Source organism: Hymenobacter lapidiphilus (assembly GCF_003417065.2).
Taxonomy (GTDB): Bacteria; Bacteroidota; Bacteroidia; order Cytophagales; family Hymenobacteraceae; genus Hymenobacter.
The window spans coordinates 85747-110895 of the sequence record NZ_QVLT01000005.1; the positions used below are offsets into that span (position 1 = coordinate 85747).

23 protein-coding genes are annotated in these 25149 nt (G+C 58.1%); 15 read left to right on the forward strand and 8 right to left on the reverse strand.

All coding sequences use genetic code 11. The features are described 5' to 3' along the window. The first annotated feature begins 138 nt into the window (after nt 1-138). Nucleotides 139-357, forward strand: a complete 219-nt coding sequence (locus tag D0N36_RS04460) for a hypothetical protein (protein ID WP_116940133.1) — start codon at nt 139-141, stop codon at nt 355-357. Nucleotides 358-486: 129 nt separating this feature from the next. Further along, entirely contained in the window at nt 487-993 is a 507-nt protein-coding gene (locus D0N36_RS04465; RefSeq protein ID WP_116940135.1) for a GNAT family N-acetyltransferase, read from the forward strand. Nucleotides 994-1089: 96 nt separating this feature from the next. Here D0N36_RS04465 and D0N36_RS04470 read toward each other — a convergent pair whose 3' ends face one another. The 5 genes from D0N36_RS04470 to D0N36_RS04490 form a co-directional block, all read right to left on the reverse strand. After that, nucleotides 1090-1389 carry a DUF4286 family protein gene (locus D0N36_RS04470; protein ID WP_116940137.1) on the reverse strand — a complete coding sequence of 100 codons (300 nt, stop codon included), beginning with the start codon at nt 1387-1389 and terminating at the stop codon, nt 1090-1092. 96 nt (nt 1390-1485) lie between these two features. Beyond that, complete coding sequence (locus D0N36_RS04475; protein WP_116940139.1) at nt 1486-1935, reverse strand: DUF6526 family protein; 450 nt, start codon at nt 1933-1935, stop codon at nt 1486-1488. A gap of 99 nt (nt 1936-2034) precedes the next feature. Beyond that, the gene (locus tag D0N36_RS04480; protein WP_116940141.1) at nt 2035-2415 is read right to left on the reverse strand and encodes a hypothetical protein; all 381 of its coding nucleotides are present in this window, start codon (nt 2413-2415) and stop codon (nt 2035-2037) included. A 108-nt stretch (nt 2416-2523) separates the two neighbouring features. Further along, nucleotides 2524-4977: a TonB-dependent receptor gene (locus tag D0N36_RS04485; RefSeq protein ID WP_116940142.1), complete on the reverse strand. Its 2454-nt coding sequence runs from the start codon at nt 4975-4977 to the stop codon at nt 2524-2526. A 247-nt stretch (nt 4978-5224) separates the two neighbouring features. Beyond that, nucleotides 5225-5563 (reverse strand): hypothetical protein, encoded by a 339-nt coding sequence (locus D0N36_RS04490; RefSeq protein WP_116940144.1) that lies wholly within the window; start codon nt 5561-5563, stop codon nt 5225-5227. Nucleotides 5564-5847: 284 nt separating this feature from the next. Here D0N36_RS04490 and D0N36_RS04495 point away from each other — a divergent pair, with 284 nt between their 5' ends. The 3 genes from D0N36_RS04495 to D0N36_RS04505 all read left to right on the forward strand — a co-directional run bounded on the left by D0N36_RS04495 (nt 5848) and on the right by D0N36_RS04505 (nt 9430). Further along, a complete protein-coding gene (locus tag D0N36_RS04495) occupies nt 5848-6300 on the forward strand; it encodes a hypothetical protein (RefSeq protein ID WP_147320752.1) in 453 nt (150 codons plus the stop codon). A gap of 113 nt (nt 6301-6413) precedes the next feature. Then, complete coding sequence (gene htpG, locus D0N36_RS04500) at nt 6414-8258, forward strand: molecular chaperone HtpG (RefSeq protein WP_116940313.1); 1845 nt, start codon at nt 6414-6416, stop codon at nt 8256-8258. Between the two features lie 209 nt (nt 8259-8467). Then, nucleotides 8468-9430, forward strand: a complete 963-nt coding sequence (locus tag D0N36_RS04505) for a toxin-antitoxin system YwqK family antitoxin (protein WP_147320753.1) — start codon at nt 8468-8470, stop codon at nt 9428-9430. Nucleotides 9431-9496: 66 nt separating this feature from the next. Here D0N36_RS04505 and D0N36_RS04510 read toward each other — a convergent pair whose 3' ends face one another. After that, complete coding sequence (locus D0N36_RS04510; RefSeq protein WP_116940150.1) at nt 9497-9856, reverse strand: YraN family protein; 360 nt, start codon at nt 9854-9856, stop codon at nt 9497-9499. Between the two features lie 260 nt (nt 9857-10116). Here D0N36_RS04510 and lipB point away from each other — a divergent pair, with 260 nt between their 5' ends. The 10 genes from lipB to porN all read left to right on the forward strand — a co-directional run bounded on the left by lipB (nt 10117) and on the right by porN (nt 20524). Beyond that, a complete protein-coding gene (gene lipB / locus D0N36_RS04515) occupies nt 10117-10929 on the forward strand; it encodes a lipoyl(octanoyl) transferase LipB (protein ID WP_116940152.1) in 813 nt (270 codons plus the stop codon). Beyond that, nucleotides 10926-11345, forward strand: coding sequence for a hypothetical protein (locus D0N36_RS04520; protein WP_116940154.1), 420 nt, complete (start codon nt 10926-10928; stop codon nt 11343-11345). Before lipB ends, D0N36_RS04520 begins: the two co-directional genes overlap by 4 nt. A 72-nt stretch (nt 11346-11417) precedes the next feature. Further along, the gene (locus tag D0N36_RS04525; protein WP_242478796.1) at nt 11418-12485 is read left to right on the forward strand and encodes an MraY family glycosyltransferase; all 1068 of its coding nucleotides are present in this window, start codon (nt 11418-11420) and stop codon (nt 12483-12485) included. Between the two features lie 76 nt (nt 12486-12561). Next, a complete protein-coding gene (locus D0N36_RS04530; protein WP_190242518.1) occupies nt 12562-13743 on the forward strand; it encodes a DUF4271 domain-containing protein in 1182 nt (393 codons plus the stop codon). Between the two features lie 76 nt (nt 13744-13819). Beyond that, on the forward strand, nt 13820-14635 hold the full coding sequence (locus D0N36_RS04535) for a uroporphyrinogen-III synthase (protein ID WP_116940158.1): 816 nt from the start codon (nt 13820-13822) through the stop codon (nt 14633-14635). A gap of 152 nt (nt 14636-14787) precedes the next feature. Then, on the forward strand, nt 14788-15780 hold the full coding sequence (locus tag D0N36_RS04540) for a PorP/SprF family type IX secretion system membrane protein (RefSeq protein WP_116940160.1): 993 nt from the start codon (nt 14788-14790) through the stop codon (nt 15778-15780). 233 nt (nt 15781-16013) lie between these two features. Then, nucleotides 16014-17024, forward strand: a complete 1011-nt coding sequence (gene porK, locus D0N36_RS04545; RefSeq protein ID WP_116940162.1) for a T9SS ring complex lipoprotein PorK/GldK — start codon at nt 16014-16016, stop codon at nt 17022-17024. A 65-nt stretch (nt 17025-17089) separates the two neighbouring features. Continuing rightward, nucleotides 17090-17899, forward strand: coding sequence for a type IX secretion system motor protein PorL/GldL (gene porL / locus D0N36_RS04550; protein ID WP_116940164.1), 810 nt, complete (start codon nt 17090-17092; stop codon nt 17897-17899). Between the two features lie 59 nt (nt 17900-17958). Next, a complete protein-coding gene (gene porM / locus D0N36_RS04555; protein WP_116940166.1) occupies nt 17959-19542 on the forward strand; it encodes a type IX secretion system motor protein PorM/GldM in 1584 nt (527 codons plus the stop codon). 115 nt (nt 19543-19657) lie between these two features. Continuing rightward, on the forward strand, nt 19658-20524 hold the full coding sequence (porN, locus tag D0N36_RS04560) for a type IX secretion system ring subunit PorN/GldN (RefSeq protein WP_116940168.1): 867 nt from the start codon (nt 19658-19660) through the stop codon (nt 20522-20524). Nucleotides 20525-20653: 129 nt separating this feature from the next. On the opposite strand, the gene uvrC is transcribed toward porN, so the two are convergent. Further along, nucleotides 20654-22465 (reverse strand): excinuclease ABC subunit UvrC, encoded by a 1812-nt coding sequence (gene uvrC / locus D0N36_RS04565; RefSeq protein ID WP_116940170.1) that lies wholly within the window; start codon nt 22463-22465, stop codon nt 20654-20656. A gap of 236 nt (nt 22466-22701) precedes the next feature. Continuing rightward, complete coding sequence (locus D0N36_RS04570; RefSeq protein WP_116940315.1) at nt 22702-24963, reverse strand: transglycosylase domain-containing protein; 2262 nt, start codon at nt 24961-24963, stop codon at nt 22702-22704. Nucleotides 24964-25149 lie beyond the last annotated feature (186 nt).

Consider the following 25149-nt stretch of genomic DNA (forward strand, 5'->3'; position numbering starts at 1 on the left):
TTTTAGCGTTTAGTTGATAGTGCTTCGCGCTTACGGCATTTCGAACTGCCTAAGCACGAAGCACTATTAACTAAGCACAAAGCACCGTATCTTTGCGGCTGCAACCCGCGTAAGCGCCTTAGTCCTTTGCTTTCTGATATGAAAAAAATGTCCCTGCTCGGCCTGATGGCCGGTTCGCTGCTGCTCTCCGCTACCTCCTGTAGCAACCCCGACTACGAGCGGCAGGAAGATATGACCGTTGCGCCGCTGGCTTACCCTGCGCCAGTCGATACTACGGGTGGTAAAACCGACGAAATCCGCGAAATCAACGCCGTTAACGCCACCGAATCCATCAAGAAAATGCAGCCGGTAATGTAATTGCCGCTCCGGGCAATACAAAGCAGCAAGAGCAGCGCGCCCACAGGGCCGCTGCTCTTGCTGCTTTAGGGGAGCCTTGCGGCCGGCTGTTCGTATGTTTACCTACTGTTCATCATAAACCAGACCGCCATGTTTATTCGCCGGGGCCGGGAGGCCGATTTGCCGCAGGTGCTGGCCCTGATTCAGGAACTGGCCGAGTACGAAAAGGCTCCACAGGAGGTAACCAATACGCTGGCCGATATGCAGCGCGACGGGTTCGGGCCCACGCCCATCTTCGGCTTCTTTGTGGCCCTGGAAGTTCCCGACGGCCCTGTGGTAGGTATTGCGCTGTACTATACTGCCTACTCGACCTGGAAAGGCCGGATGCTGTTTCTGGAAGATTTGGTCGTGACCGAGGCCATGCGCGGTACGGGCCTGGGGCGGCGGCTGTTCGAGGCCGTGGTGGCCGAGGCCCGCCATAGCGGGGCCCACCGCCTGCGCTGGCAGGTGCTGGAGTGGAACGAGCCGGCCATCGGTTTCTACCAGAAACTGGGCGCTACCCTCGACCCTGAGTGGCATAACGGCACCCTCACCGCCCAGCAAATCCAGCAGTTTTCCTGCGACCCAGCCATTGAGGCCGCCGTGCGGGAAGGGTAGGGGTAGTAGATAGAATGCGGGAGCGGCCGGAACGCGTGGATACTGAACGTCAGTGCCCACGCATTCCTGCCGCTCCCGCATTCTGCCCTTCGACAACTACAGCACTTCCAGCATGGTGCGGAAGGAGGCATAGCGGCCGCCAAAGTGCCGGTCCATGTCGGCGCGGAGGGCGGGGGCGGCCAGTTCCTGATAGGCCTCAAGCTGCTCCCGGCTCACGGCATAGTACTGCGAGGCGTAGGTAATACCGCTTTCCTCCTCATCTAACATCCGGCAGAGTTGGCTTTTGAGGAAAAAGCCGGTGGCCATTACCTCCGGCATGTGCGTGTTTTGCATGTACGCCAGCCACTGCTCGGCAATTTCCGGATCGAGGCTGGTGGTTACGTTGTAAAGAATCATGAGCGGGTTATTGGGGTAAACAGCTAAGGCTTTAAAGGACGGATTGTCTTCCTGCGCAAATTTAGGACGACAAAGCCTACTCTGACCACCTGCTCATCAGACCCGCATATCGTCAAATTGGAAGTCCTTGATGCGGGCCTGAATGTCTTTCGACGACAGGTTTTCGCGGATGGCGGTCTGGGTGAGTTCGGCCAGCTCGGCGTCGCCGGCGAAGCGCAGGGCCAGAATCTGGCCGAGCTTGAGCTGGCTTTCGAGCGGGCGCAGGCTCTGGCCGGTTACCTCGAAGTAGCGTTGGCGCACTTCCAGCCGCAATAGCCGGTCCTGGAGCGTGAGGGCGTAGTGCTGACGCAGCATCAGCAGCACCCCGAAGCCCACCACGGCCAGCGCGGCCACCGTAAACCAGAGGCGCGAAATTTCGGAGTCGTCGCCGGCCACCGTGAGGTAGCGACGCACACCGTAGATGGCCAGAATCAGGGCCGCCGGCAGCAGCACGAAGTGGTGCCAGGGGTAGAACATGAGCGTATTCTTGGTCGGTTTGGTGGCCATAGGAAGCGGATTGGGGTGAAATGTGAACTGCTGATACGCAAAAACTCCGGCCTGGGGCCGGAGCTTTGTACGTGGTGGTGTCGGCAGAATGCCGCCGGGCTACACGTTACCGGCCTTCTTAGCCTCGCGGGCCCGGCGCTTTTCGTCGCGCAGGGCTTTCTTGGCTTCGCTTTCCTGGCGGCTGGCTTCTTTGGCAGTGGCACGCTGGCGCTTCAGGTCTATCTTCTGCTCTTTCATCTGCCGCTGCTGCTCGCGCATGGCCTGCTTCTGGTCCTTGAGCTGCGCTTTAGAGTCGTTGACGCTGCTCTTCGTAGCGGAGCTTTGCTGCTTCTGGGCATCCAAAGTAGCTTTGGCGTCCATCGTGCGCTGCTCCTGCATCTGGCGGCGCAGCTGCGTCGAATCGGTAATTACCTGGGCCTGGGAAGCGTGGCTGCCGAGCAGGGTAAGGGTGAAGGCGGTTAGTATGAGAAACGTTTTCATGGGAAGGTCGAAAGTGAAATTCGCTGCTATTACGTCGGCGCGTTGCGAACGGTCATAATCCGGGCCATTATTTTTCCGTGTACAGCTGCTTTCCAGGCAGAAACAGCGCTACTTAAACGACAACGGCACAATGAGCTTCACGCTCAGGTTGCGGCCCATATTGAACACGCCCTGCCGGCCGGTGGCATAATTCACGTCGGTGTACTTGAGGCGGCTCAGATGATTCTGGTAGGCCACGTCGAACACGTTATTAAGCGTCAGGTAAAGTGAGAACAGCGTGCGGTCGGTACCCGATACCACGTCGGAGCCCAGGCCCAGGTTTACCAGCGTGTAGCCCGGTGTGCGGGTTTCGGTATCGAAGGCCGAGAAAACGCGGTTCTGGGCGAAATTGTGCTCCAGCGCCGTGCGGGCGTACAGATTGCGCAGCCGCGAGCGGCCCACTTTCGCAAAGTTCACCCGCAGTTCCGACTGAAACCGGTCGGCCGGGATGAACGGCAGGTTGCGCTGGCCCGCGGGCTGGTCGAGCTGCACGGCCCGCACCAGCGAAAACGAGTTTTCGAAGTGCAACCAGTCCAGCGGGTGGGGGTGCAGATCGAGGCTGATCTCGCCCCCGGCCAGCCGCGCATCACCCTGCCCGTAGCGGAATACCTGGTCGCCCTCCACCGACAGCGAGTCGCCGCCGCCGGCCGCTCCCAGCACCCGCGGGAAAATGTAGTTGCTGATGCGGTTGCGGAACGCATCCACCGACAAATCGATGTGCTCGGAGGTGAAGGCCAGGCCGCCATCGAGCTGGAAGCTGGTTTCGGCCTTCAGGTCCGGCTCGCCAATTTCGTAGCGCACCGTGCCCTCGTGCTTGCCGTTCGAGCCCAGCTCGGCAATGTTGGGCGCCCGGAAGCCGCGGGCCGCGTTGGCCTTCAGCACCAGCTTTTCGCCCAGCAAGTAGGCCCCGCCCACGCTGCCGCTCACGTTGCGGAAGTTGCTCGTGAAGCCCCCGAACTTCGTTTCGCCCTGGCCCGCCGGTACCGGTTGCTCGTCGGTACCCAGGTACAGCGCGTCGGCCTTAATCCGGCGCAGATCGTAGCGCAGGCCCCCGCTCACATCGAGCCGGCCAAAGCTCTTTTTGGTTACCCCGAACACGCCGCCATCGATCAGCCGGTAAGCCGGAATCAGAAACTCCACGCCCTTGTTCTGGTTTTCCTGCTGCATCCCGCTCACCCCAAACGTGGTGTTCCAGCCGTTCATCTCGGGCAGAAACCAGCGCACGGCATAATCCACGGTGCGCAGCTGAAAGAAGAGCGAGGTTTCGGCCGGGTCGAGGGCGTTGCCGAACTCGCGGCGCAGGTTTTGCTGCCAGCCCAGGTTAGCCGTGAGCCGGTGCTGGCCCAGGATAAAGCTGTTGTCGGTACCGATTCGCAGGTGGTTGACCTGCTGGCGAGGCACGTCCAAGCCGTAGCGGCGCAAATCGGCGTCGGTTACCGGCACGTCGGCCACATCACCATCAATAGTAGGCACCGCCTTCAGGAACCGGCCCGTCAGCGAGTCGCGGGCGCCCTCAATCAGGCCCAGTTGCTGGTTGAAGGAGTTGAACGTGAGGTGCGAGTAGCCCCAGCTTTTGTTCACGCCCACGTAGCCGCTGCCGTCCAGCTCCCGAAACCCCGAGTTGTACACCCGGCCGTCGTAGCGGTTGCGGTAGTTGCCGGCTACTTTGCCCGAGCCGCGCACCTGCCAGTTAAGGCCGCCCAGGTTGCCCGCATTCCAGAGCGAGTAGCCCTGCTGCTGGTTATTGGTTTGATACGTAGCGGCCGCCGCGCCCAGCACCCGGCCCTCGGCTACCGGCTCGGGAGGCAGGAAGTTGATGACGCCCGCCAGCCCGTCCGAGCCGTACAGCAACGAGCCCGGACCCTTGATAATCTCGGCCCTATCAATGCTGAACTCGTCGATTTCGATGCCGTGCTCATCGCCCCACTGCTGTCCTTCCTGCTTGGCGCCGTTGTTGAGGGTGATGACGCGGTTGGCCCCCAGGCCCCGGATAACGGGCTTACTTATGGCCGCGCCGGTCGTAATTTGGCTTAGCCCGGGCACATGGGCCAGCGCATCCACGGCATTGGTAGACGAAGTTTGTTGCAGTCGTTTTTGGTCGACCACAGTAGTAGGCACGGGCGAGCGGCGCAGCTCGGTACTCGCAGATACGCCCGTAACCACTACCTGCCCAATTTCAGTGGCCGTGGGCTCCAGCACCACAGCAATGGCCGTACTCGTGCCCGTATCCACATTGCGGGCCACTGTCGAGTAGCCCACGAAACGCACTTGCATGAGGAACCGTCCCCGGGGTAGGTTGGCGAAACTAAACTGCCCGTTTTCGTCGGTAGCCGTAGCCTGCCGCAGGTCGGGAAAATACACAGTGGCCCCGGGCAGGGCCTGGCCGGTAGCTCCATCGGTAACGCGGCCGGTTACGGGGGCGTTGGTCGTGGCTCGCGTTGCAGCCGGCGCCTGGTTAGCGGTTTGGGCCACAGCCAGGCCTGAGCCGAGTGCAAAGCCCGTCGTGACAAAAAAGCGAAGCATAAAAGCAGAAACAGGGAAGGCCCGGCCGCCAACGATACCGGCCAGCCTCAGCCCGGCGCAGTAATTGGCTGGAAGCTGACTGGGTGTCGTCGGCCAGAAATGGCCGGTCGCCTCAACAAGGGAAATGGAGAATAATGGACCCGCGGAGCCGTAGTAGCGCTAAAAGGGTCTGGGTACGCGCCATCAGGCACCACCTGAAAAAGGCAGGGGTTGCTCCCATCAGAAAGCAGGGCAGCCTTGTTAAGCGCTAAGCCGTAGGCGGACCGCGCAAATTAGCCGTGATGCGGGTGGCCGAGTACCACAACGAAGCACCGGGCACCGAGCGAGCCAACTGGTACGCCACGGGCGGAACCGGCAGCACCAGCGGAGCCGGGGGCTGGAAGGCCGCATTGAAAAAATAGTTGACCGCGCAGTGCTGGTGCTGGCTGCTGACGACGTCGGCCTGACGGATGTTATGGCCGACTTCCAGCGCAACATCCCCCGTGTGCTGATGCTCGTGCAGTGCCAGAATCCAAGCATCGGGTACCAGCACCCGTGCAAAGCACAGGAGCAGCACTATAGCCAGCTGGGACCGAAGAGCGCGCATCAGAAAGTAGCGGAATGAAAATTAAATGTACGGCAAAATAGCCTGCCTGCCTCGCTTCGGGCGCGGCCGGATGGGGGGTAAGCCCCGGCAGATTAACTGGATTATAGGCAGCATGGGGCGCTTAGCGAAATGCTGCAGGCCGCCAATTGATAATGAGAATAGTTGTATTTAATTGAAATAGGGATGGTATCGGAAATTTGTATTTGTAGTATGCCGCGTCCTCAGTAATATTGCATCCCGAATTTTATATGTGTGTTGTTGGAGAGATGTTTACTAGTGGGGAAGTGATGGAAGTTGAAACGTTGGAAAGCCCTCTGCTGGTCAGGTATGAGTGGAATGAGGCGCTGTTGCATGCGCAGTGGCAATTTCTGTCGGCCCCGCACCGGGCGCCCTCGGCCCTGCAAAGCCTGCTGCTGGCCGCGGCTCGCCCTCGGGTGCGCGCCTGCCTCTTGGACTTACAGCATATGCCCGACCTGTCGTCGATGGGCCAGCCGCAGACGGAGTACCATTTGCTGGTGCAGCTGGCAACCCTGCCGCTACAGCACTTGGCTCTGGTATTTAAAGCGGATTGGCAGCACGAAGCCCTGCTCGCCGCCACCGACTGTCTGGCGCCCGCCTACGAGGTGCAGGTATTCGACGACGCCGCCACGGCCCTCGATTGGCTCCGGCAAACCGGCGAGGGCTACCGGGGCCGGACCGGGAGTGAGCCCAAGGGGCACTGGGCGCTGTCAAACTGACAGCCGGAGCCAGACTGGAACAGGGTTTGAAAACAACTTTCCGCGCCGTTGGCTGCCTCATGGGGCTGGCAAAACGGCCGGTTTTTGTTTTCATTCACCTTTTCGATTCTGTTATGCAAGAGAAAGGCAGCATCTCGATTCACACCGAGAACATCTTTCCTATCATCAAGAAATTTCTCTACTCCGACCACGAGATATTCCTGCGCGAGCTGGTCAGCAATGCCGTCGACGCCACCCAGAAGCTCCAGAGCCTGGCCCGCCAGGGCGAGTATAAGGGCGAGCTGGGCGAGCTGAAGGTGCGCGTAACCGTTGACAAGGAAGCCCGCAAAATCACGGTTTCTGACCATGGCCTGGGCATGACGGCCGAGGAAATCAAGAAGTACATCAACCAGATTGCCTTCTCCGGCGCCACCGAGTTTGTGGAGAAGTACAAGGAAACCGACGCCCAGGCCAAAGACCAGATTATCGGTCAGTTCGGCCTTGGTTTCTACTCGGCCTTTATGGTGGCCAAGGAAGTGGAAATCTGGTCGAAGTCGTATAGAGAGGACACCGCCACGGCCCACTGGACCTGCGACGGCAGCACCGAATTCACGCTCGAAGAAACCGAAGGCGAGCACGCCAAGGCCGAGCGCGGTACCGACGTGGTGCTGCACGTAGCCGACGATTCGGACGAGTTCCTGGAGCCGGCCCGCCTAAAGGGCATCCTCACCAAGTACTGCAAGTTCCTGCCCATCGAAATTGAGTTTGAGGGCGAGGTTATCAACCAGACCAAACCCATCTGGACCAAGCAGCCTGCCGACCTCACCGACGAGGACTACGTGAACTTCTACCAGGAGCTCTACCCATTCTCGGAGCCGCCCCTGTTCTGGATTCACCTCAACGTGGACTACCCCTTCAACCTGACGGGCATCCTGTACTTCCCGAAGGTGAAGGACGAGCTGCAGCTGCAACGCAACAAAATCCAGCTCTACTCGCGCCAGGTGTTTATTACCGACGAGGTGAAGGACGTGGTGCCCGAATTCCTGATGTTGCTGCACGGCGTGATTGACTCGCCTGACATCCCGCTCAACGTGTCGCGCAGCTTCCTGCAGGCCGATGGCGCGGTGCGCAAAATCAACCAATACATCACCAAAAAGGTAGCCGACAAGCTGGCCGAGCTGTACCGCAAAGACCGCGAGGGCTACGAGCAGAAGTGGTCGGATATCGGCCTGTTCGTGAAATATGGCATGCTTTCGGACGAGAAGTTCTACGAGAAGGCCAAGGATTTCGTGCTGGTGCAGAACATAGCCGGCAAGGCTTTCACGCTGCCCGAGTACCAGGAGTTCGTGCAGGCCAACCAGAAGGACAAGAACGAGCAGACGGTTATCCTCTACACCACCGACGCCGAGGCCCAGCACGGTTTCGTGCAGGCCGCCCAGGACCGCGGGTACGACGTGCTCGTGCTCGACGGCCCGCTCGATTCGCACTTCATCGGGCAGTTGGAGCAGAAGCTCGAAAAAACGACCTTCAAACGCGTGGATGCCGAAACGACCGGCAAGCTCATCGAGAAGGACGACGCGCCCGAAAGCGTGCTGAGCGACGACGACAAAACCCGCCTGACCGACGTGTTCAAGCAGGCCATCAGCAACGAGCACATGCATGTGCAGGTGGAGGCGCTGTCGCCCCAGGATGCGCCCGTTATCATTACGCTGCCCGAGTTTATGCGCCGCATGAAGGATATGCAGCGCACCGGTGGGGGAGGCGGCATGCAGATGTTCGGCTCGCTGCCCGACTCCTACACCGTGAGCGTGAATGCCAACCACCCGGTTACGCAGCGCGTGCTGAGTGCCGAGGGCGAAGCCGGCAGCAAGCTGGCCCGCCAGGCCTTCGACTTGGCGCTGCTGGCCCAAGGCCTGCTGAAAGGGGAGGCCCTGACGGCCTTCGTGAAGCGCAGTGCCGATTTGCTGGCGGCTGAGTAGCTTTAGAAGGTATATAAAGTTATAAGCAGTATAAAACCCTGACGGCCTTGGTCGTCGGGGTTTTGTGGTTATGGAGCTGTGGAAGCCGAAAGTAAGAGCAAGCAGGCAGGCTAGGAGAGTCGGTCGGGTTGTTTTTATAGGGCGCGCTGGTACCAAATCCGTATATCTTTACGTTTCTGGCTCCGAACGAATCCTGCCCGATTTTCTACATGCGTCTGTTCCGATTGACTTCTTTGCCGGCCCTGTTGTTGCCAGGGCTTCTGCTGCTGGCCGGAGCGTCCGCCTCCTGCTCGCGCAAAACTGTTTCCTTCAACAGCCAACCCGATGCTGCCGGCCAGCTGGCCGCTGCCCCCGACAGCCTCACTACGACTGCCGATACGGCCGCAGCCCCGACACCGGGCGGCAAGCGGGTGACCCTGACCAAAGAGCAGGAGCGGGCCGCCCGCTCCAAGGAACGAGCCGCTCAGCGCAAGCCCAAAAAGAAGAAGAACATCTTCCTGAGTGAGCCTATCAAAAAGGGCTACACCAAGTCGGGGCCGAAAGGCAAGCGGCAGGAGGTGGAAATATTCTACTACCTGCGGACCTTCCGGCAGCCCGACCCCACGGCCCTGGTCGTGTACTACTACAATCCGCGTAAGCGCAAAGTATTTAAGGCCAGCGGCGAGCTGGACCCGGCCACCGACAAGGTAATGCACGGCCCTTATAAAAAGCTGCGCGGCGGCAAGGTCATCGAAACCGGCTTCTTCGCCTACGGCACTCGCCACCTGCGCTGGGAGAAACTCACGCCCGATAACATTCTGGTTTCCAAAACGCACTACGAGCGCGGCTTCCCACGCGACGCCAACGTAACCTACTACGACGCCGCCCGCAAACAGCTCAAGGAGGTAGTGCCCTACCTCAACGGCCAGATGGAGGGTGACTACGTCCGCTTCCTGGCCACCGGCAAGCGGGAGTGGGAAGGCCAGTTTGAGAACGGCAAGCGCGTGGGTGAGTGGATAAACTACTGGGGCTTCCGCAACCTGAAAGACCGCCGCCACTACGTGTACGGCTACGGCGAGTCGGGCTACGAGCCGGAGGTAAAGGAGCCAGTTCTACTAAAGGAGTACAACCGCAACGGCGTACTTATCTACGAAAAGGACAAGCTCGATAATCGGGAAAAAGCGAGCAAGTAGCCCAAGTGTGGAGTGGTGCGCAGAAAAGCGAAGCTAATCCCCGCACCCTACGCTGTTCTGCGCCACTCAATAAAAGGCATCTTCAAAATGCTCTATTCGTAGGCCGGCGACGGCAGGGGTTAGGGCCACGATGTCGAAGCGGATGTCTGTGGGCCAGGCCAGCGTTTCTTGCAGATGCTCGGCGGCCAGACGCAGCAGTTGCCGCTTGCGCTCGGTTACGAATTCTTCGGGGTAGCCATAGCGCTCCGACGAGCGCGCCTTCACCTCCACCAGCACCAGCAGCGCGGGTGGCCGGCGCATCACCAAATCCACTTCGGCACGTCGGAAACGGAAGTTGCGGTGTAGCAGCTCGTAGCCCTGGGCCAGCAGGTAGCGCAGAGCGGCCTCCTCGCCATCGTGGCCGAGCTGGTGGGCAGGAATGAGCATAGTGGGGATGGGTTATGGGTAGCGGGAAGCGCGACAGGATGGGGAAAGCGGCGACTGAGGGACCGGGTTGGGGCGAAATCTAGTACCTTTGCCTGCCATTTGAAACAGGAAATACCTGGGTCGGTTCCGCAAGGCAGTGGTCTTTTTCCCGGGGAAAGTCCCCTTCAGCCTGCCGGCCAGGGTTTGATAACCTGCTGACCGCCAAAGCGCAGCCCGCAGCCGTACGTTCGGCCGCGCCTGCTCCGCCCGCTCAACCCACCATGACCACCATCTTTTCTACCTGCGCAATTCCGGCCGCTGCTCCCGAGGCCCAACCGGTAGCCGGGGCCGCGCCAGCCAGTTCCGGCCAGAGTCGCCAGGTGCTGGTGCAGCGGCTGGGCCGGGTCGAATATGCCCCGGCCTGGGAGCTGCAGGAGCAGCTGCTGGCCGAAACGCTGGCCTTAAAAACCCGAAACCGGCTGGCTGTTGAAGGTGGCCAGCCATCGGTTGCCACGCTCAACCACCTGCTGCTGTGCGAGCATCCGCCCGTATATACGCTGGGCAAAAGCGGCAAGTCCGAACACTTGCTACTCGACGACGCGGGCTTAGCCGCCCACGGTGCCACCTTCCACCGCATCAACCGCGGCGGCGACATTACCTTCCACGGCCCCGGCCAGCTGGTAGGCTACCCCATCTTCGACCTCGATAATTTCTTCACCGACATTCACCGCTACCTGCGGCTGCTCGAAGAAGCCGTTATCCTGACACTGGCCGATTATGGCCTGCGCGCCGGCCGCATTGCCGGGCTTACCGGAGTTTGGCTCGATTTTGAAGAGGGCGCGCTTAACCCGCGCAAAATCTGTGCGTTGGGTGTAAAGTGCAGCCGCTGGGTAACCATGCACGGCTTCGCCCTCAACGTAAACACCGACCTGAGCTACTTTGGCCACATTGTGCCCTGCGGCATCACCGACAAAGCTGTTACCTCGCTGCAGCACGAGCTGGGCCACACGGTTCCCCTGGCCGAAGTGCAGGAGTATTTGCTGCCCCACCTGGCCGCTTTGTTTGCTGCCGACCTGATTTCCGTCAGTCCATGAAAAAAGATATAGCCTTCCGGCCCGTTGAGGGCGTAAGTGTAGCCATTGTACCCGACGAGCTGGCCGCTACCGCCACCGATCAGCAGATGGGCTGGCAGGTGTACCTGCTCAACGACAACGACCAGCCCCTGCAGAACGTTATCGTCAGCTCGCATGGCTATGGCACCGACGCGCAGGGCGAAACCATTCGTACCTCCACGTTACGCCATTCGCTGCCCGAAGTGCCTCCGCTCGCCGCGGCTCCCATCGAGGCTATCGACCCCGCTGTTTTTCAGTTGCACAACCAATACTGGGTTAGCTACTATATACATGGCCAAGTGTTTGATAAGAAATTCGTCTTTGCCCCCGGATCCATTGCCCCCGAGCACCTGACACCCATCTTTCTGCTCGACCAGCCGGGCGTAGAATCCGTTTAAGCCGGAGCTGCCCGTTTTTATTTTCCTTGTCCCGGCCTCAGTAGCCCCTTACCACAAGCGCCAACCACCCTTATGAACGCACTCGGAATACAGCTGAGCCTGTCCTTCCTGTGGGCCCTTCTGGTAGCTATGTTCGCCGTGCCGTCCATTATCTACATCGCCCACCTCAAAAACATGCTCGATACGCCCAATGTGCGTACCGTGCACGAGTCGCTGACGCCGCGCCTGGGCGGGGTGGCCGTCTTTGCCGGCTTCATGTCGGCCCTCACCATCTTTGCTCCGCTTGATAATGGAGTGCAGCAGCTACTGGCGGGCTGCATTGTGCTGTTTTTCGTGGGCCTGAAAGACGATTTGGTGAGTATTTCGGTGGCCAAAAAATTTGTAGGCCAACTGCTGGCAACCGGCATCGTCATGATTATGGCCGACGTCCGCATTACCAGCTTTCAGGGCATTCTGGGCATTGGTGAGTTGCCCATTGGCATCAGCTACGCCTTTACCTTTTTCGCCATTGTCGGCATCACCAACGCCATCAACCTTATCGATGGCCTTGATGGGCTGGCGGGCTCCATCGTGCTTATTATTGTGAGCACCTTCGGCTACTACTTCTATCAGTATGGTGGCCCCGGTTTTCAGAACTACGCCTTCGTTTCGGTGTGCGTGGTGGGCGGTATCCTGGGTTTTCTGCGCTACAATTTCCACCGGGCCAGTATTTTCATGGGCGACACCGGTTCGCTGGTCTGTGGCTTTATCGTGTCTATCCTCACCATTCAGTTTATTGAGATGGGTCTGAAAGTAGGCCAGCCGTTTGGTAATGCGGCGCCGGCTGTGGCGCTGGGTATTCTATTTGTGCCCCTGTTCGACACGCTGCGCGTATTCATCGTGCGCATGATGGCCGGCCGCTCACCCTTCTCGCCCGATAAAAACCACGTCCACCACCGCATTCTGGCCATGGGTTTCCAGCAAATCAGCACCGTCATGCTGTTGGGTCTGCTCAACGTCGTTGTCATCCTGCTGGTCATCAATTTCGCTTATCTAGGTAGTCTAATACTGATCGGGCTGCTAGTTGGCTTCTCGCTGCTGCTGAGTCTGCTGTTGGGAGTATACCACAGCCGGGCCGAGCGCCAGCGTATCGCCTCCTGATTGAAGGCGCGTAGCAGTGCAGGGTGCCATGGGTATCTTGGTCGTTACCGCCTTCGCAAACTCAATTATCAACCTCGTGCGCTGCTCGATCTTCGTCCGGAACCTGTGGCTACTGTTGCTGCTGGGAGTGTTGCCGCTGGTAGCGGGGGCTGCCGAGTACCGCCGGCTGCCGCCCCCGCCCCGGTCCGGCCTCACCACCGACTGGCTCATTAAGGATCCGGACCGCAACCGGCTGGTACTGTACCTGCCCAACTACCACGCCCCCGAGCAGGCCTACTATCAGTGGCTGAGTGTGCGGCCCGGCCGGCCGCTGCCCATTACCTTCACGGCCCGCGAAAACCTGAGTTTGTTTCTCAACAACCAGCTCGTTTTTACGGCTCCTGCGCCGGCTTCTTACACCCTCGACCTAGCAGAGCTGCTGCCCGCCGGAACCCCGCAGGGCGGGCTGCACCTGCTGTGCGTGTGGCATCCCGAGTCCGTTCCCAACCTCACCTCGTTCCAGAACGCCCTGGCTCCGGCCGAAAGCCCTGTCGGGATCCGGGAGGCGCTGACGACCGGAGCGCAGCCGCGGCCCCGAGGGCATCAGGGCCAGAACGTGTTTCTGGGCTTTCTGCTGCTCATTGGTCTCGGCTATGGTGGCTTGCGGGCTACCTATCAGCCGGGTTTTGCCCGTATCTATCAGTTGGAGGGCATGTGGGGCCAGGGAACGGCCGAGCAGGATTTCCTGGTAAAGCCCACCCTCACCTGGCTCAACCTGGTGCTGGTGCTGCTGTTCGCGTTGTCGTTTGCGCTGCTGCTGGTGGCCATCCATACCAACATCGAAAATATCGTAATCCTGCGCCGCCTATTCGACGTGGCCGAATCGACCATTGTGGTGAAAGTGCTGCTTTACACGGCGCTGGTTGCGGCCTTCGTGCTGGGCAAGTATCTGTTTCTGGAGTCGATGGGCTACATCTTCGACGTGGCCGAGCTGGTCACGATTCAGTACCGCGAGTTTATTCGCACGGTGCTGTTTATGGGGCTGTTTCTGCCCGGCGTAATGCTGCTCTACCTGGGGCTTAACCGGCAGCTGCCCGAAACGGTGCTCTGGGTGTCCAACGGGGTGGTTTCCTTGCTGTTGGTTGGCACTGTGTGGCGTGTAGCCCGGACCCTGCATCGCAAAAGGTCACTCCTGAATCTACATTTGTTTTCGTACCTTTGCGCCACAGAAGTGATTCCGCTGGTCGTTTTGCTCAAATTAATTGTTTTTACCTACTAATCAGGTATTCACGCAGCTCTCTTCCGCTTTCTAACGCTCCCTTATCGCTCCAGATTTTACCCTCATTCTCTACCCAATGGCCGACAATAAAGACCAGCCGGGAACGAGCCGTCATGCCGTTCCTATCGCCACTATTCTGGTCAGCCAACCAAAGCCGACCAGCGACGTTTCCCCCTATTTCTCGATTGCCGAAAAATACGGTATCAAGGTAGATTTCCGGGAGTTTATTGACGTTCAGCCGGTTTCCTATAAGGACTTCCGTAAAGAGAAGGTCAATATTGCTGAGCATACGGCCATCATCTTTACCAGTCGCAACGCCGTCGACCACTTCTTCCGTATCTGCCAGGAGGCTAAAATTGAGATGCCGGCCGAGATGAAGTACTTCTGTATCTCGGAGCAGACGGCCAATTACCTGCAGAAATACATTGTGCTGCGTAAACGCAAGCTATTTGTAGGCCAGCGCACGGCCGCCGATATGTTCGACGTCATCCGCAAGCACAAGGGCGAAACGTTCCTGTACCCGTGCTCCGACATCCGTAAGGATGATATTCCGGAATTTATGCGCGAGAACAAATTCAAGTTCAGCGAGGCCGTCATCTACCGCACCGTCGCCGCCGACCTTTCGGACCTGACCGATGTGAAATACGACTGTATTGCCTTTTTTAGCCCTTCAGGCATCACCTCGCTGTTCGTCAATTTTCCCGATTTCGTGCAGAATAACACGCGTATCGCCGCTTTTGGCCCTACTACCGCCAAAGCTGTTCTCGACGCAGGCCTGCTGCTCGACATTGAAGCTCCGCACCCCAACGCGCCTTCCATGACGGGCGCCATTGAAGCCTACATTCGGATGCATCAGCGCAACGGTTCGCCTAAAACTGCCGGCAAAGTATAAATCGGAGAACAGGGGGTAACTACGGCAGGGGCAAAAGGTGTCTGCGTGGGCTGTTTCTTTCGTGAGTTTAATGAAGAATTTAGAGCGGTTTTTCGTTACATTTGGGAACGTAGGCCCGCTACTACTCCGGGGCTGACTCACGGCAGATTTATATGAAAAGATATATACTATGCGCCGGAGCGCTGTTGGTGATGGGCAAAGCCGCTGCTCAGCAACAGCCGCAGTTCAGCCACTACGGGCTCAATGGCATGAATCTGAATCCGGCTTATGCTGGTGTGAAAGGCTACGGCGAAATCACTGGCATCGGCCGCATTCAGTATTACGGCTACGATGCCTCCTTCGATTCCGGCGGTTCGCCCACCACGGCCTCCCTCACGGCCTCCCTACCCGTACCGGTGCTGGCCGGCGGTCTGGGAATAGGTATCTATCGCGACCGGATTGCCGAGCTATATACGACCAACGTGCAACTCTCGTACTCGCGCCATCTCAAGCTGGGCGAAGGCACACTTGGTCTCGGCGTGCAGGGCCTGCTCAATAATATTTACCACGGTAAATACCGGTTCAACGACGAGAATGATATAGCTGTACCGCGCGAGGGTTCAGATGCTAAATTCGATGCGGGAGTAGGTGTCTGGTACGAAGCACCAAAATTTTATGCCGGCCTGAGCATGAACAATCTGCTACGTTCGGGCTACCGCTTTAAAAGTGAAGGCATAGCCAATGCAAAAACGGCGCAATATTTGACTGAGAACCATGCCTACCTGACGGGTGGCTACAATATAGAGGTGACATCGGACGTTGTAATTACCCCGACTGCGCTGATGAAACTCGTATTGCCGGGAAAATTTGGCGACAGCGACAAACTGACCCTGCGTAATGCCTCGTATGAGGTAGGAGCCAGGGCCACGTTCAACGACCGGTTCTGGGGCGGACTGGGCTACCGCTCAGGAGACGCCTTCACGGCATTGGGGGGTGTTTCCTTCGCTCAGGATAATGCGCTTCGGTTGGGATTGGCTTATGACCTAATTGCATTCGGCCAAGAAGCAAAAGCAACAAGTTCATTTGAGGTTATGCTGAGTTACCGCCTGCCCAAACCAAGCCTAAATATCCGGCCAGCTATCCGGACACCCCGGTATAGCTTCTAGCAGACTGTTTTGAAGAAGTGGAAAATGTGCTGCAGCTGCAGAAAACGGAATATTGGCTCAATTGACGGGCCAAATGAGCGTAACAGTCGTTTAACCGGCTGATACTTTAGTTGGTAGACAAATGTGCGGTGTTGGCGGATTGCTTGCGTACCAACGGATGATTCATTAGATTTGCCAGCCCGAAAAATTGTAATCTTTGGTTATCACCCTCGGTCGTCTTTTTACTTTTCATAATGAATAAGTTTTTCCTCCTGCCCCTTGTCGCTTTCTCGGCTCTGCTGTTGGGCGGGTGCGGTTTCAGCAAAGGCCCCACCGGCGACTTGGTCGGCGCGGAAGACCGGCCAGAATTCAACCCGCAGGAAGTGCCTTATGGCATGGTACCCTGCCCCGGCGGTACTTTCCACATGGGACAGACCGACCAGGATATTTCGGCCTCGATGGTCAACATGAACAAGCAGGTGACTATTGCCGGCTTTTACATGGACGAGACGGAAATCACCAACAACCAGTACCGCCAGTTCATGAATGCCATCCGGCAGGATTCGATTGACGTGCTGGGCGAAGAGTACGTGATGACCGAGCTCTACCCCGATACGACAGTATGGGTGCGCGACTTCACCTACCACATGGGTGACCCGCTGATGGAGTACTACTACACCCATCCGGCCTTCGACGACTACCCCGTAGTGGGTGTTGACTGGTTTGCGGCCAAGTATTTCTGTAACTGGCGTACCAAGCTGAAAAACCAGGCCAACGAGGAATCCGGTCTGGCCCCTTATCCCAATTTCCGTCTGCCCTCGGAGGCTGAGTGGGAGTACGCCGCCCGTGGTGGCCGCGACCTAGCCACCTACCCTTGGGGTGGTCCCTACATGCGCAACTCCAACGGTTGCATGCTGGCCAACTTCAAGCCCGGCCGCGGCGACTATGCCTCTGACGGACATGCCTACACGGCTCCGGTTGCCTCGTTTTTCCCCAACGATTTCGGCCTGTACGATATGTCGGGTAACGTAGGTGAGTGGTGCGACGATGCCTACATGGAAGCTTCCGTGCCGGTGGTATGGGATATGAACCCGACTAACCCCGACGATAACGAGCCCCGCAAAGTAGTACGTGGCGGTTCGTGGAAGGACATTGCTTACTTCCTCGAGACGGGAACCCGCAATTTCGAATACCAGGATTCGGCCCGCTCTTATATCGGTTTCCGCACCGCCATGATCCAGATTGGTTCGGGTGGCGGCCGCTAGGCCAGTCAGCTTTTCTTTAAGACTCCTTTTATACCTCATCACTTCTTCTTCAACAACACAATCAAATGGCAGCTAAAGGCGGTAATTTTCTGTACGATGTATTGATGCCCAAGATTTATGGCATCGGCGCGGCTATCGTAATCATCGGTGCTCTATTCAAAATTCAGCACTGGGATGGTGCCAGCGAAATGCTCATCGTGGGTTTGGGCACCGAGGCTGTCATCTTTTTCCTGAGTGCGTTTCAGCCTACCTCCAAAGAGGTTGACTGGTCGATGGTATACCCCGAGCTGAGCGAAGGCTACGACCCCTCTACTGGTAACGCCAGCTTCCTGCAGCAGGACAACGGGACGGGCCTCACCCGCAAGCTCGACGACATGCTGAAGGATGCCAACGTAACCCCTGAAGCTATTACTTCGCTGGGCCAGGGCCTGAACCGCCTGAGCACTACCACCCAGCAGCTCGCCGGCCTCGGCGACGCGACCAACGCCACCGACGAATACACGACCAAAGTTCGCTCGGCTGCTCAGTCGCTGGAGCGCATCAACGAGTCGTACTCGAAGACGGCCGATGCCATGAGCACGATGGCTGATGCCACCGCCGACGCGGGCGCTTACCAGTTGCAGGTTCAGAACGTGACCAAGAACTTGGGCGCTCTGAACGCGGTGTACGAGATGGAACTGCAGGATGCCAATTCGCACCTCAAGTCCATGAATCAGTTCTACGGTACGCTGGCCCAGGCCATGCAGAACCTGACCGAAGCCGGCAAGGAAACCGAGCAATTCAAGACTGAAGTAACCAGCCTGACTGCTAATCTGGGCTCGCTCAACCGCGTGTACGGCAACATGCTGAACGCCATGCGCGCCCCCGCCAACTAAACGGCGGACCGCTACGGCGTTTCACAACCAATCAATTAGCATAGCAACAGGCATACACGATGGCGGGAGCAAAGGAAACTCCACGGCAGAAGATGATCGGGATGATGTACCTGGTACTCACCGCTCTTCTGGCCTTGCAGGTAGATTCAGCAATTCTGTTAAAATTTAAATTCCTCGACGACAGCCTTTCCTCCATTAACGGAAAGGTGTCGAAGGCGAACGACAGGACTGTAAAGGGTATTCAGGCCCAGGTAGAAAAGGCCCGCAATCAGCCCAAAGATGTGGCGGTGTTTAAGCAGAGCCAGGAAGTGCGCGAGCGGACCAAAGAGACCATTGCCTATTTGGCTTCGGTACGGGATCAGCTACTCACTAAAACGGAGAATAAAGGCAAAAACGAGTTTGCCAACATGAGTGCCGAAGACAAGGTGGCCGAGCTGATGCTGGGCGGCAACAAGGACGGTGTTGGCTACAAGATGAAAGGAGAGCTGAACAAGTACTCCGACTACATCAAAGGCATTATCCCCGGCGTTACGCCCTTGGCCCTCGACGCCGGTCAGGATCCGATGGTGACGGAAAAGAAGCAAAAGAGCAAAAACTTTGCCCAGCTCAACTTCGAAAACACGCCGGTAGTGGCCGCTTTGGCCGTACTGTCGCAGAAGGAAGCTGAGGTACTTAAGTACGAGTCGGACGCGCTGAAAGTGCTGTCGGATAGAGTAGGTGGCACGATCATCGTATTCGATAAAATCGGGGCTTTTGCCAGTGCTGAGTCGAACACCGTAGCCGCCGGTACCAAGTATAAAGCTGAGTTGTTCCTGACGGCTTCGGCCTCGGGCCTCAACCCCAGCATGACGCTCAATGGCTCGCCAGTGTCGGTAGGCCCCGATGGCCGCGCCAAGGTGGAGTTCACGGCTCGTCCGGGTAACTTTGATAAGGATGGCAATGCTAAGGCTAGCTGGACCGGTACTATTCGTTTCAAGCAGAACGGCCGCGACACCACTTTCAAGGTGACGATGCCTTACACCGTTACCAAGCCGGTAATGCAGATTCAGTCGGCTTCGGTGCAGGCGCTGTATTTCCGTTGCGGCAATAAGTTGAGCGTAAACGTACCCGCCTTGGGTGCCCAGTATGACCCGAGCTTCTCGGCTACCGGTGCAGCTACCATTAAAGGTGCTTCTAAAGGCGAAGTAACGCTGGTGCCCAACGCTAGCGAAGTAACCCTGAGCGTAAGCAGCGGCGGCAACCCCATCGGCTCGCAGAAATTCGAGGTACGCCGGATCCCCAAGCCCGACATTCAGTGCTGGGTAGGTGGTCGTCCGGCCAACGAAAAGCAGGGCACACCCATCACGGCCGTGCGCAACATGAACCTGAAAGCTGTTCCCGATGCCAGCTTCGCTACTTTTCTGCCCGACGACGCTAAGTTCCGGGTGTCGCGCTACGAAGTAACGCTGGTACGCGGTAAGCGCCCAGTTATGGCTGCTATTCAGGTAAATGGCCCGAACGTTGACTTGAGCTCGGTAGTGAACACGGCCCGCGAGGGTGACCGCCTCTACATAGAGGTGAAAAGTGTGCAGCGCCAGAACTTCCAGGGCAACGTCGAGGACGTGCCAATGCCTGGCAAGGTGTTCAATATTCCGCTGAACTAAGCGTTGGTATGGTTATGGGTAGTAGATAGTAAGCAGTCAGACGGTTTCCGCTGTTCTGACTACTTGCTACCAAAATCCAACTACCAACTACTTACCACCAACTGATTTCTTTGGTATGAACAAATTCCTTTCTTTCGCTGCCTTAGCGGCTGGCCTTTCGCTGTCGGTAGCAGCTTCGGCCCAGGAACAAGCTACTACCGCGAGCAGCAATGGCTCGTACCGCCCAATTCCAACTTCGGACATCATGTTCCGCAAAACGATTTGGCGGGCCATCGACTTGCGCGAGAAGCAGAACAAGCCCATGTTCTCTGAGGGCAAGGAAATCAGTGGTATCATTATGGATGCTGTGAAGCGGGGTGAGTTGCAGGCTTATCGCAACGACTCGCTTACTTCCACGCTCTCGTCCGCAGAGATGCTGGGTAACATGTCGTACCAAGAGGCCGCGGCTGGCCTTAGTGAAGAGGAAAAAGCTGCAGGTTTCTCCAACGAAGCCACCGACGACTGGGGAGCTCCGGCTAAGAAAGGTTCGGCCAAAGCCGCTCCGGCCGCAGCCTCGAGCTACGCGTATCGCCCGAAGGACATCTACCAGATGGAACTGAAGGAGGATATGATTTTCGATAAGAAACGCTCGCGCATGTACCACGACATCAAGTCGCTGACATTGCTCGTGCCTTCTACGCTGAGCGCCAACACGGCCGGTATCGAGAAGCCGATTGCCAGCTTCAAATACAGCGACTTGGTGCGCGTGTTCCGGGCTAATCCCGACAAGGCCATCTGGTTCAACCCTCAAAACGACGCGCAGCACAAGAACCTAGCTGACGCATTCGAATTGTGGCTGTTCAACTCCTACATCGTGAAGGTGTCGAACCCGACCGATTCGCGCCTCGACGAAATCTACGGCAGCCAGCAGCAGGGCATCCTCGCCTCGCAGCAAGCCGCCGCCGACTTGATTGAGTACGAGTACAACCTGTGGTCTTTCTAAATCACAGATGTTGCAGATGATAGGATGTCGCAGATGCAGACATCCTTCAAAAGCACATCGGTAAGCAAGCAAAAGGCCCCGACCAATTTTGGTCGGGGCCTTTTGCTATTTAGAATAGCGTGTTGCCCCTTATACCGCCGCGTCGGTCTGGGCAAAATACTCGATCAGGATGCGCGCTTTGGCTTTGCCTACTTCGGTTACTAAGTCGGCTTCGGATAACTCGCGGATTTTCTTGACCGACTTGAACTTGAGCAGGAGCTTGTCGGCCGTGACGGGGCCGAGGCCTTTAACGTCGGTGAGCTCGGTTTTGAGGGTGCCCGCGTCGCGCCGGTCGCGGTGGAAGGTGATGCCGAAGCGGTGGGCCTCGTCGCGCATGCGCTGGAATAAGCGCAGGCTTTCGCTCTTCTTATCGATGTAGAGCGGTAGCGGGTCGTTGGGCACGTAGATTTCTTCGAGACGCTTGGCGATGCCGATAACGGCCATCTGGCCCCATAGGCCGAGGTCCTTGATGGCCTTGACGGCCATGCTGAGCTGGCCTTTGCCGCCGTCGACGATGACGAGTTGGGGCAAGCTAGAGCCTTCGTCGGTGAGGCGACGGTAGCGGCGCGTAACCACTTCGTACATCGAGTCGAAGTCGTTGGGGCCGATGACGGTTTTGATGTGGTAGTGCCGGTAGTCCTTCTTGCTGGGCCTAGCGTTGCGGAAACATACCATGGCGGCCACCGGATTGTCGCCCTGGAAGTTGGAGTTGTCGAAGCATTCGATGTGCTTAGGCAACTCCGTAAGGCGCAAATCCTTCTTGATGGTTTCCATAATGCGCACCTCATTGAGGTCCTTGCTCCGGTCGTTCATGCTCTCTTTCTCCTTGCGCAGGTAGAGCACGTTTTTGAGGCTTAGCTCCAGCAGCTTGCGCTTGTCGCCAATCTGGGGCTGGGCTATTGCTACGCCGGGCAGGGGCAGCGGCGGCAGGGCCACGTTGGTCAGGATTTCTTTCGACTCGCTCTCGAACTCCTCGCGCATCTGCATCACCAGCACGGCCAGAATCTCGTCATCGGGCTCGTCGAGCTTCTTCTGCACCTCCACCGATTGGGTGAGCACGATGCTGCCGTTCATCACCTTGAGGTAGCTGATAAAAGCCGATTTCTCGTTCGAGGCAACGGCGAATACGTCGATGTTCGTCAGGTTGGCATTGACGATGGTGCTCTTGCTCTGGAACTCGTCGAGCTTATCGAGCTTCACCTTGAACTGGTGGGCCAGCTCGTACTGCTGCTCCTGAGCCGCTTGGGCCATCCGGTCGCGGAAATACTGCTTGGGCAGGCGCAGGTCGCCGTTGAGAATCTGCCGGATCTGCTGGATATACTGGTTGTAGGTTTCCTCGTCTTGGTTGCCCACGCAGGGACCCTTGCAATTGCCGAGGTGGTACTCCAAGCACACCTTGAACTTGCCGGCCTCGATGTTAGCCTCCGAGAGGTTGTAGGTGCAGGTGCGTAGCGGGTACAGCGCCCGCATCAGTTCCAGCAGCAGGTTCATGCCCGTTACGTTGGCGTAGGGGCCGTAGTAGTGGCCGTCGCCGGGGCGCTTGGTGCGCGTGGGTATCAGGCGCGGAAACCGTTCGTTGGTCAGCAGCAGGTAGGGGTACGTCTTGCCATCCTTGAGCAGGATGTTGTACTTGGGCTGGTGCTGCTTGATGAGGTTGTTTTCGAGCAGAAAAGCATCCGACTCCGAATCCACAATCGTGAACTCGATGCGCCGGATGTTCTTGACCAGCTGCTGGGTTTTCTTGTTGTGGTCCTGCTTGGTGAAGTAGCTGCTGACCCGCTTGCGCAGGTCAATGGCCTTGCCCACGTAGATAATCGTGTCTTCGTCGCCAAAGTACTTGTACACCCCCGGACGGTGCGGGAGCTGGCGGATTTGGTCTTGCAGCTCGGGAGAGGCGGCCATAACATCACAGATTTTCGCTGATTTCTCAGCTGATTACGCAGATTCCGGATACGAGTCCGGAACACTTTCAAAACTATACTCGCTGTTCGATAGAACATACGGCGAGGAAGAAAACGGCGGCCTGCTTTAAGTAGGTTGAGCCAAAGGACCAACAAAAAATGTGGCCGGGATGTCCCGGCCACATTCCGTAAAAATCAAGTCAATCAGCAAAAAAAAATCAGCAAAAATCTGTAGTGCTAGATGTCCTCGCCGCGTAAATCCTCCATCTTCACCTGGTTGAGCTTTTCACTGCTCGGGATGGTGTCGCGCTGGCCGCCGGGGCCGCCGTAGTAGCGCGAACAGTCGGTTTCGATGGTGAGCTGGGCGGGTTTGGGGAAGGGGCCGGTGTTTATATCGAGACTCTTATCGGCGTACACTTTCTTCATGAACAGGCCGTAAATGGGCAGAGCCATGCGCGAGCCCTGGCCGTAGTAGCCATTGCGGAAGTGGATGCTCCGGTCTTCGCCGCCCACCCACATGCCGCACACCAGGTCGGGCGTGAGGCCCATAAACCAGCCGTCGGAGTAGTTGTTGGTGGTGCCGGTTTTACCACCCATCTCATACGGAAATTTGAAACCGGTTTTGAGGATAATGCTGGTGCCGCCGCGCTCCTCGGTGGCGCCGCGCAGCATATAGGTCATCAGATAGGCCGTTTCCTCGCTCAGCGCCTCGCGGGTCTGGGGCACGAATTCGCGTAGCACGTTGCCGTTCTTGTCCTCGATGCGCGTCACCATCACCGGCGAAGTCCAGATGCCCTTGTTAACGAACGTGCTGTAGGCGCCCACCATCTCGTACACGCTCACGTCGGACGAGCCGAAACCCACGGCCGGCACCGCCTCAATGGGCGAAGTAATGCCCAGGCGCTTGGCATAGCTGACCACCGTTTCGGGGCCCAGCTTCTGCACCACCCAAGCCGTAATCGAGTTCATGGAGCGTGCCATGGCCTCCCGCAACGTGAAGGTGCGGCCCGAGTACGAGCCCTCGAAGTTGCGGGGCGTATAGGAGGCCCGGCCGGCAACGGCCGGGAACGTAACGGCCACGTCGGGCCGCTGGTAGCAGGGCGAGTAGCCTTGGTCAATGGCGGCCACGTACACGAACGGCTTGAACGTGGAGCCCGGCTGGCGCTTGCCCTGGCGCACGTGGTCGTACTTGATGTATTTGTAGTTGACGCCGCCCACCCAGGCCTTGATGCGGCCGTTAAGCGGGTTGATGGCCACAAAGCCCGCCCGCATCAGCCGTTTGTAGTAGGCCAGCGAATCCATCGGCGACATCGTCACCTCCTTCTCGTTGTTGGGGCTGTTCCAGCTGAAGACCTTCATCGGGTACTTCTTATTCAGGTAATACTTCACCGAATCGGGCTGGTCGGGGAAGCGGCCCTGCAGCGAGCGGTAGCGGCCGGTGCGCTTGATGGAGGTAGCCAGGAAGTTCGGAATCACCCGGCCGCTTTCGTCGCGCCAGGGCTGCTGGCCCTTCCACTGCTGCTCAAACCATTTCTGCTGCAGCTTCATGTGCTCGGCCACGGCCGACTCGGCGTACTTCTGCATCCGCGAGTCGATGGTGGTATAGATTTTCAGGCCGTCGGAGTACAGGTCGTGGTCGGTTTCCTTGGCCCACTGGCGCAACTCCTTGCTCACTTCCACCCGGAAATAGGGCGCAATGCCTTCGTTCTGGTTTTCTACCTGGTAGTCGAGCTTCATAGGCTGCAGCGTGTCAGCCCGCAGCTGCTGGTCGTCAACATAGCCGTACTTGTTCATCTGGCGCAACACCCAGTTGCGGCGGGCGCGCGAGCGGTCGGGGTTGAACTTGGGGCTGAAGCGCGTTGGCGCATTGAGTACGCCCACCAGCGTGGCCGCCTCAGGCCGCGTCAGCTGCATGGGTTGCTTGCCGAAAAACGTTTTAGCCGCCGTATTAATACCGAAAGCGTTGGATCCGTAGTCATTGGTATTGAGATACATGCGCAGAATTTCACGCTTGGTATAGCTGCGCTCCAGCCGGATGGCCAGAATCCACTCCTTGGTTTTTGTAACGAGCATGCGTACGCCCGGCACGTCGTTGAGCAGGCCGTCGTTGAGGTCGCCGCGGGTGCGGAACAGCACTTTAGCCAGCTGCTGAGTGAGCGTAGAGCCGCCGCCGCCGCTGCCACCGGTCAGTAGGCCTGCTGCTACCCGGCCGGTGGCTTTGGCATCAATACCGGAGTGCTCCTCGAAGCGGGCATCCTCGGTGGCAATCAGGGCGTCCACCAGGTGCTGGGGCAGGTCTTCGTACTCGGCGGGCGTGCGGTTCTCGCGGAAATACTTGCCCATCAGCACGTTGTCGGCCGAGTAGATTTCGGAGGCCAACTCGCTGCGCGGGTTCTCCAGCGACTTCAGGTTGGGCATGCGCCCGAACAGGTTCAGGAAGTTCGCACTAACTGCCCAAACGTAGAACACCAGCCCAATCAGTCCGAGCCCGAATAGCATCCAGAACGAGCGGGCCCATCCGGTGTAGCGCCCCGGGCGGTTGGGTTTAGGACGGGAAGCAGCAGTTTTTTTGGTGGCAGAAGAAGCCATGGATTTCAATTGGTAATGGGTACTTAGCAAGTCCGGGTTGACCTACGGGGGCAGGCAAAGCAGGTGCAGTGAGCAGTGCAGATTGTAGGCCAGTTT

What these genes read in the sequence shown, in the direction of transcription:
- D0N36_RS04460 (WP_116940133.1), top strand. Translation starts at nt 139, where the DNA reads ATGAAAAAAATGTCCCTGCTCGGCCTGATGGCCGGTTCGCTGCTGCTC.
- D0N36_RS04465 (WP_116940135.1), top strand. Translation starts at nt 487, where the DNA reads ATGTTTATTCGCCGGGGCCGGGAGGCCGATTTGCCGCAGGTGCTGGCC.
- D0N36_RS04470 (WP_116940137.1), bottom strand. Translation starts at nt 1,389, where the DNA reads ATGATTCTTTACAACGTAACCACCAGCCTCGATCCGGAAATTGCCGAG.
- D0N36_RS04475 (WP_116940139.1), bottom strand. Translation starts at nt 1,935, where the DNA reads ATGGCCACCAAACCGACCAAGAATACGCTCATGTTCTACCCCTGGCAC.
- D0N36_RS04480 (WP_116940141.1), bottom strand. Translation starts at nt 2,415, where the DNA reads ATGAAAACGTTTCTCATACTAACCGCCTTCACCCTTACCCTGCTCGGC.
- D0N36_RS04485 (WP_116940142.1), bottom strand. Translation starts at nt 4,977, where the DNA reads ATGCTTCGCTTTTTTGTCACGACGGGCTTTGCACTCGGCTCAGGCCTG.
- D0N36_RS04490 (WP_116940144.1), bottom strand. Translation starts at nt 5,563, where the DNA reads ATGCGCGCTCTTCGGTCCCAGCTGGCTATAGTGCTGCTCCTGTGCTTT.
- htpG (WP_116940313.1), top strand. Translation starts at nt 6,414, where the DNA reads ATGCAAGAGAAAGGCAGCATCTCGATTCACACCGAGAACATCTTTCCT.
- D0N36_RS04505 (WP_147320753.1), top strand. Translation starts at nt 8,468, where the DNA reads ATGCGTCTGTTCCGATTGACTTCTTTGCCGGCCCTGTTGTTGCCAGGG.
- D0N36_RS04510 (WP_116940150.1), bottom strand. Translation starts at nt 9,856, where the DNA reads ATGCTCATTCCTGCCCACCAGCTCGGCCACGATGGCGAGGAGGCCGCT.
- lipB (WP_116940152.1), top strand. Translation starts at nt 10,117, where the DNA reads ATGACCACCATCTTTTCTACCTGCGCAATTCCGGCCGCTGCTCCCGAG.
- D0N36_RS04520 (WP_116940154.1), top strand. Translation starts at nt 10,926, where the DNA reads ATGAAAAAAGATATAGCCTTCCGGCCCGTTGAGGGCGTAAGTGTAGCC.
- D0N36_RS04525 (WP_242478796.1), top strand. Translation starts at nt 11,418, where the DNA reads ATGAACGCACTCGGAATACAGCTGAGCCTGTCCTTCCTGTGGGCCCTT.
- D0N36_RS04535 (WP_116940158.1), top strand. Translation starts at nt 13,820, where the DNA reads ATGGCCGACAATAAAGACCAGCCGGGAACGAGCCGTCATGCCGTTCCT.
- D0N36_RS04540 (WP_116940160.1), top strand. Translation starts at nt 14,788, where the DNA reads ATGAAAAGATATATACTATGCGCCGGAGCGCTGTTGGTGATGGGCAAA.
- porK (WP_116940162.1), top strand. Translation starts at nt 16,014, where the DNA reads ATGAATAAGTTTTTCCTCCTGCCCCTTGTCGCTTTCTCGGCTCTGCTG.
- porL (WP_116940164.1), top strand. Translation starts at nt 17,090, where the DNA reads ATGGCAGCTAAAGGCGGTAATTTTCTGTACGATGTATTGATGCCCAAG.
- porM (WP_116940166.1), top strand. Translation starts at nt 17,959, where the DNA reads ATGGCGGGAGCAAAGGAAACTCCACGGCAGAAGATGATCGGGATGATG.
- porN (WP_116940168.1), top strand. Translation starts at nt 19,658, where the DNA reads ATGAACAAATTCCTTTCTTTCGCTGCCTTAGCGGCTGGCCTTTCGCTG.
- uvrC (WP_116940170.1), bottom strand. Translation starts at nt 22,465, where the DNA reads ATGGCCGCCTCTCCCGAGCTGCAAGACCAAATCCGCCAGCTCCCGCAC.
- D0N36_RS04570 (WP_116940315.1), bottom strand. Translation starts at nt 24,963, where the DNA reads ATGCTATTCGGGCTCGGACTGATTGGGCTGGTGTTCTACGTTTGGGCA.